Origin of the sequence: Enterobacter cloacae complex sp. P18RS (assembly GCF_014982105.1) — a bacterium.
In the GTDB taxonomy this organism is placed as follows: Bacteria; Pseudomonadota; Gammaproteobacteria; order Enterobacterales; family Enterobacteriaceae; genus Enterobacter; species Enterobacter hormaechei_C.
In genome coordinates this window covers 644,958-651,160 of record NZ_JADCKV010000006.1, presented here as the reverse complement: position 1 = coordinate 651,160, position 6,203 = coordinate 644,958, and the positions used below count along the sequence as shown (strand labels likewise).

Sequence of the window (6,203 nt, the reverse complement as noted above, 5' to 3'; positions counted from 1 at the left end):
GAAATGTTTTTGTTCTTTATGAGAGTGTCGTATCCAAGAGTAAAGAGAAGTGATTATGAGGATCTATTTGCAATTAAAAGTGGGAATATATATCATAAAGAACTCATTAATGTAATTAGTAATTACTCATCTCATCTGGTTCTTGGCTACTCGATTACTTCTTTTGTGCCCTTAACGAAAGTTTTCCTAGAAAGAGTCGGTGGCCGCATAATCATGTTCCATCTTTATAATCAGATTATTGGTTACCATTCCAGTCTGTATAAAACTAATTGCACACGCTCATCCTTATACTCTAAACTTAAGATCTCCAGACCTCAAATTAACAGGATTTTATCTTCTGCTGAGGAAAATAAACTTTTATCAATTGACAACTCAGGCCATATTTTTTTGAACAACAGTTTCATCAACCTTATTGATAATTATTTTGCGGTACTAATGTCACTTAATCAATATTAGTTGAGGTCATATTAACACCAGGCCTCATCATTTACTATGATAGATTACGCTTTATGATGCGAGAATATTTAAATTATAAACATCATCAAATGTAATCTTGTCCGGTTTCGCATCGCGGATCTTTCCAAATATATCTTCTTTGCACGACTTTAATCTCAATCTAAGATTATTCAATTAAGTTACTAGGATAGAAATCATATTGATGATTCGAACTATTGAAATAATTATAGCTTAAAATCAACGCACTTTCAGAAGGTCGGTGAACCTGGTGGTGTACCGCGGAGAAACCATTTCACGCTTCATCTGCCACTGCTGCTGTATGCCCTGCCCGGCAAAGTAGAGTGTTCCTTTTCCATCTTTAGCGTTCAGGTGATCGAGCACCTCCATTAGCTTCTCGCTACCAGCTCGTGGGGCACTGTCGTCGAACAGGTTGAGCTGGGCCACTCCCTGGCTAAAGAAGTCCCCAAGCATAATGCCGGCTTTCTGGTATCGGTGACCATCCTTCCAGATATTGTCCAGGCACTTTACCGCAGCGTTGATGATGTCTCGGGAATCCTGAGTGGGGGTGCGAAGCTTCATGGACGCACTGTTACCGTAATATGGCTCGTTAAGCGCAAAGGGAGAGGTCTTAACGAATGCAGAGATAAAGCGGCAATACTGGTGCTCACCGCGAAGCTTTTCAGCACCCCGAGCGGCATAGGAGCAAATAGCCTGACGCATTTGTTCGTACTCTGTAACGCGTTCACCAAACGACCTGCTGCAAACAATTTCCTGCTTTGCTGGCGCAAACTCCTCCAGATCCAGACATGGCTCACCGCGAAGCTCTCTGACGGTTCGCTCGAGTACCACGTTAAAGTGTTTGCGGATAATCCATGTGCTTTGTTCTGAGAGGTCCAGAGCTGTTTTGATACCCATAGCATTGAGCTTCTTGGTGATGCGCCTGCCGACGCCCCACACGTCCTCTACTGGTACCAGAGCCAACAATCTGCGCTGACGGTCGATATTGGACAAATCAACCACCCCACCAGTCTGGCGCTGCCATTTCTTAGCGGCGTGATTTGCCAGCTTAGCGAGTGTTTTTGTCTGTGCAATGCCAACCCCAACTGTCAGATGTGTACGCTTCAGAACCGTTGCGCGGATCTCTTTGCCAAACTCCGTCAGGTTCCGGCAGCTGCGAACTCCTGTCAGGTCGCAAAAAGCTTCATCGATGCTGTAGATTTCGACGCGAGGGCTCATTTCCTCTAGCGTGGTCATCACACGGTTCGACATGTCAGCATAGAATTCGTAGTTACTGCTGAAGCAAACAACCCCAGCACGCCGGAAAAGCTCCTTTTGCTTGAAGAAAGGCTCCCCCATTGTAATTCCAGCAGCTTTGGCCTCGGCGCTGCGCGCTATGACGCAGCCGTCATTATTCGAAAGAACAACCACCGGCCGTCCTCTCAAATCGGGCCTAAACACTGTCTCGCATGATGCGTAGAATGAATTCACATCACAGAGCGCAAACATATCAGCTGGCCGATTTAACAATGAAAGTAACTACGCCGAAAACGTCCAGCGTATCTTCGCTGCCTACCACAATCGGACTATAAGCACGGTTCATCGGATTGAGCTGAACAGTTGGACGCAGTTGAAGGCGTTTAACAGTAAATTCCCCATCCACAGCCGCAATCACAATGTCTCCGTGTTCAGCAGTCCGTGAGCTATCAACCACCAGCAGATCACCGTCGCTGATCCCCGCTTCAATCATCGAATCCCCTGCGGCTTTAACGAAATAAGTTGAGCTGGGATGGGAAACAAGCAACTCATTAAGATCAATACGCTGCTCTACATAATCAGCTGCGGGGCTGGGAAAACCACATTGCACCAAATCGCTGTATAGTGGGATGGCGATAATTTCTCGCAGTTCAGTAGGCCTGATAAATTCCATTACGCATACCTCAAACACTGTTTTTATATACAGTAGTTTCGTTTCTGCCAGCGCGCAATACACCTTAGTCGTAGCGACTGTTTAAAGCTTCACCGCTTCGTTTCTAAGTTTCTATCAGGCTTCGAATTATTATTTTTGTAAATTTTCCGTCTGAAATGCCAGATGCACAAATTTAAGCCGGTTTGGATGCAGGGAATTTTTTATAAAGCGTACAGACAGCAACATCATAGATAATTGCCACCTGCTTTCTGTCCACGCCGTTTGAAATCAACCTGCCAGCCTGCGCCCATTGCTCTGGGGTTAACTTCGGACGCCTGCCACCTATGCGTCCCTTCTCCCGGGCTGCCGCCAATCCTGCCCGGGTGCGTTCCACGATTAACTCCCTCTCCATTTCGGCCAGGGCCAACATGATGTGGAATATGAAACGCCCCATTGGGCTGGAAGTGTCGATGCTGTCCGTAAGGCTTTTGAAGTGGATGCCGCGCTGCCGGAGTTCGTCCACCAGCAGAACTAAATTTCGCATGCTTCGCCCGAGGCGATCCAGCTTCCACACTACCAGCGTATCGCCCTCATTCAGAGTTCGCAGAAGCTTTTTAAGCGCTGGCCGGTTCGCTACCGTCCCGCTCATTTTTTCCTCAAAAACCTGTTCACATCCTGCGCGTTCGAGAGCTTGTCGCTGGAGATCCGTATTTTGGTCATTTGTTGACACCCTTACGTAGCCAATTTGCATGTTTTTCACCCAATATTTTCTGCAAAAAAATCAGGTGAAGTTATCGGCATGGCTGCCGCAGGGCAATCTATAAAACGTCGGTTTAGGAAGTAGCGCGACTAAGAACGTTGGAATGTCAGTGGGAAATGTAATGGAGGTGGGCGCGTTTGGGTTCGGAGGCAAAGGAAACTCATTCAACGCAGATACAGTTGCTGAAGTATGGGCAAACCTCATGGATAAAGGTTCTCGTGTATTTCGTAACAACAAAACTGTTAACTCACAAACATCTTATGCTGCATCGCTATATTTTGCAGCTGAAGATACACATGCGATCATCAGCGTTGCTTACGGAACTGGGGTGGTGGGGGTCCTGGCAAGAAACACCTCAGGAACCTCCGCAACCTCAACCTTTAACATGCTTTACGGCACAGCCAACACGACCCGCGCCAGCGACGGTACATTGAAAGCTGCATCGCCAGTGGTGGCGATATTCTCGGATGGCTCATACCGGACGAATGACGAATCGGAGGGCTGCACTGTAACCCGTTTGGCCACCGGCCAATATCTGGTTGAAGGATGTCAGGGGCTGAACTCAGATGCAGCATGGGGCGGCATCGATGGCGGTTTTGACATCCCAACCGATCGCAACAAGCAACCGCTTATCTGGCTGGATTATGAGGTTAACGCCGATGGATCTTTACTGTTGAAAACCTATCACCGCACTCACCCTGATGCGCCAGCGTTCGCCAGGAACGAAATAGACGGCGTAAGTGACGGTGATCCGGTCGACATCCCGCGTGACCAGTTTGTGTCCGTTCGTGTCGAAATGCCTGCTGATTCTTTATACAACCAAAAAATTAGAGCAGCAGAGCTGGCCATGACTGCTGATGCGGGTGAATAAAGGTCGGTTTGGGAAACAGCGCTACACGAGACGTTGATAGTCAGTTTGCCCCGGTGTCATCGTACATAAACGGAGCCGCTGTTATGGCCCAGGTTCATCGTGATTTCCGGCCACTCGCTTCGTATGATCTGATTACTCAATACCCGCTCGGAATGTCTTTCGGCATCCAGCTGGGAGCGAATGCCTGGGGCGGGGGAAGCGGTGTAGATGTTTACACTGGCATGTTAACGCTGCGCGGTTGGCATGATGCAACTGGGGGCGGATACACTTCATGGCAGTTAGCATCAACGTCTCAGGGGCTTAAATATCGCCAGGGAAACGGCACTGTTTCCGGGCTAACTAACGTTGGTTTTTCTACTACGCATACTCTTTATTCAACGCAGAACACCACGAAAGCCAGCGACGGTACGCTTAAGGCAGCATCCCCAGTAGTTAAGCTTTTTGCAGACGGTTCGTTTGAAACTAATGACGAATCAGAAGGCTGTTCTGTAACTCGTATGAAAGCCGGAGAGTATCTGATCGAGGGCTGCATGGGTATGAACTCTGATGCGGCGTGGGGTGGGATTGATGGCGGTTTTGATATTCCTAAAGATCGCAACGGGCAGGCCCTGATCTGGCTTGACTATGAGGTAAATGCCGACGGGTCAGTGCTCGTGAAAACATTCCACCGGGAATACTCGACGGCACCGATATTTGCGAGGAACTCCCGGGAAGGTCTCGCAGATGGCGAAGCGGCCGACATTCCGGCCGATCAGTTTGTCAGTGTCCGTGTAGAGATGCCGCAAAACAGTATCTGGAATCAACGTGCGGCTATGGCTCAAGTCCCTGACTCATCCGCTGATTAAAGGCAGAATCATCAGGCATATCCAGGCGAACATCGATCCAGCTGTTCGCTGGCACGTCCATCGGTTCCCCTTTCGTTTTGACGGTCTCCCCGTCATCGCCTAGCAGGTATTTTCGCTTAAACAGGCGGATAGTCAGTCCTCCGTTTTCGGTTTGCTCTGCCTCAACTACACCCAGTTCCCCCATGCCGACAGGGTCCATTGGCGGCAGTAACTGCCATCCCTCTGACGCCAGGCCTGCCGAACCTGTCAGCACATAAACACCAACATCGACCCGGGAAATTTTGATTCCTTCAGCTTCGGTGTTCGCAGTACCGCAGCCGCACCAGATAAAATCATTTTCATCAATATCGGTGCGCTGATTCTCGTTCTGAGATTTCACGATTCTGGCCACCGGCGAAGCTGCTTTCAGCGTGCCATCGGAGGATTTAGTGGTATTTTCAGAAGTGTAAACAACTGAGCCTGGCTTCACAGACAGCATTGTTGAGAATGCATCGGTGCCATTATTTCTTCCTGCGATTTGGTAAGAGACGGCACCACCAATGCCTGCAACACCTGCCCTGAAGCGAGGAGTACCGTTAACCATCACCGTATGAACCCATACACTACCCACCGTTGAAAGTCCTTCAACGGTAAAAGCGTAAGGGTTGCCAGCGATACCTGCGATATTCAGAGCATTCGTTAATGTACCTCCGCTCAAGCCCAGCGCGCCAAGGTTTGAGAGTGCAGAACTGGCAGTCTTTGCACCTGTTCCTCCCAGTTCTAATGGGATGACACCATTGCTGTCTACCAAACCGANNGAACCTACCGTAACTACGTTCTCACGAGACTCGCCAGTATTAAGAGTGGCTACGTTTCCCAAACCGAGGTTTGTGCGAGCGCCTGCGGCATTCGTTGCTCCGGTCCCGCCGTCAGAGACTCCAACCGCCCCATTGCTCCCTTTCTGAGCCAGTTTACCGATGCCTGGGATGGTTACGGCGGTGCCGTTGATGGTAACGGTGATGTTCTGGTTTGCTGAGGTGGTGGCGAACGTCTCCCACGCGCCGATGTTCTCGTCATACTCTTTGATGAGCTGAGACATGCTCTGCGCCAGGCCGTCGACCGAGAGACTATCAGTAACCAGAATGCCGTACTTCTGGCCGCTCAACGCCGGAGACGCGGCAGGCGTAACCGTCAGTGACGTCGCACTGTTGATGGCGGTGATCTGAAACATCTGTACCGGGTTAGAAAGTACAAACAACGTCTGGCCAACCCGGATCTGGCTGGCCGGTGCCGTCCAGTTCGTGCCGGTGCCGGTGGCTGTATTTCCGTTAATGGCGATGGTGCCAGTGTTATAAAGCATATTTTCTCCAGGCAATAAAAAACCCC

At 49.5% G+C, this 6,203-nt stretch carries 6 protein-coding genes; 2 read left to right on the top strand and 4 right to left on the bottom strand.

Features of this window, described 5'->3' with window-relative positions:
• Nucleotides 1-693 precede the first annotated feature (693 nt).
• From INF61_RS05555 to INF61_RS05545, 3 genes are all read right to left on the bottom strand, one after another.
• Nucleotides 694-1,962 carry a Y-family DNA polymerase gene (locus tag INF61_RS05555; RefSeq protein ID WP_193547600.1) on the bottom strand — a complete coding sequence of 423 codons (1,269 nt, stop codon included), beginning with the start codon at nt 1,960-1,962 and terminating at the stop codon, nt 694-696.
• A gap of 1 nt (nt 1,963) precedes the next feature.
• Nucleotides 1,964-2,383 carry a translesion error-prone DNA polymerase V autoproteolytic subunit gene (locus INF61_RS05550; RefSeq protein ID WP_165747054.1) on the bottom strand — a complete coding sequence of 140 codons (420 nt, stop codon included), beginning with the start codon at nt 2,381-2,383 and terminating at the stop codon, nt 1,964-1,966.
• A gap of 172 nt (nt 2,384-2,555) precedes the next feature.
• Nucleotides 2,556-3,113 carry a recombinase family protein gene (locus INF61_RS05545; RefSeq protein ID WP_193547603.1) on the bottom strand — a complete coding sequence of 186 codons (558 nt, stop codon included), beginning with the start codon at nt 3,111-3,113 and terminating at the stop codon, nt 2,556-2,558.
• A gap of 130 nt (nt 3,114-3,243) precedes the next feature.
• On the opposite strand from INF61_RS05545, the gene INF61_RS23110 reads away from it, so the two are divergent.
• Nucleotides 3,244-3,993: a hypothetical protein gene (locus INF61_RS23110; RefSeq protein ID WP_017694107.1), complete on the top strand. Its 750-nt coding sequence runs from the start codon at nt 3,244-3,246 to the stop codon at nt 3,991-3,993.
• 83 nt (nt 3,994-4,076) lie between these two features.
• Complete coding sequence (locus INF61_RS22835; protein ID WP_227413443.1) at nt 4,077-4,838, top strand: hypothetical protein; 762 nt, start codon at nt 4,077-4,079, stop codon at nt 4,836-4,838.
• On the opposite strand, the gene INF61_RS05530 is transcribed toward INF61_RS22835, so the two are convergent.
• Nucleotides 4,804-6,177, bottom strand: a complete 1,374-nt coding sequence (locus tag INF61_RS05530) for a phage tail protein (protein ID WP_193547599.1) — start codon at nt 6,175-6,177, stop codon at nt 4,804-4,806. The two genes, INF61_RS22835 and INF61_RS05530, sit on opposite strands and share 35 nt — an antisense overlap.
• Nucleotides 6,178-6,203 lie beyond the last annotated feature (26 nt).

Coding starts and splice junctions, on each gene's coding strand:
- INF61_RS05550 (WP_165747054.1), bottom strand. CDS start 2,383: ATGGAATTTATCAGGCCTACTGAACTGCGAGAAATTATCGCCATCCCA.
- INF61_RS05545 (WP_193547603.1), bottom strand. CDS start 3,113: ATGCAAATTGGCTACGTAAGGGTGTCAACAAATGACCAAAATACGGAT.
- INF61_RS05555 (WP_193547600.1), bottom strand. CDS start 1,962: ATGTTTGCGCTCTGTGATGTGAATTCATTCTACGCATCATGCGAGACA.
- INF61_RS23110 (WP_017694107.1), top strand. CDS start 3,244: ATGGAGGTGGGCGCGTTTGGGTTCGGAGGCAAAGGAAACTCATTCAAC.
- INF61_RS22835 (WP_227413443.1), top strand. CDS start 4,077: ATGGCCCAGGTTCATCGTGATTTCCGGCCACTCGCTTCGTATGATCTG.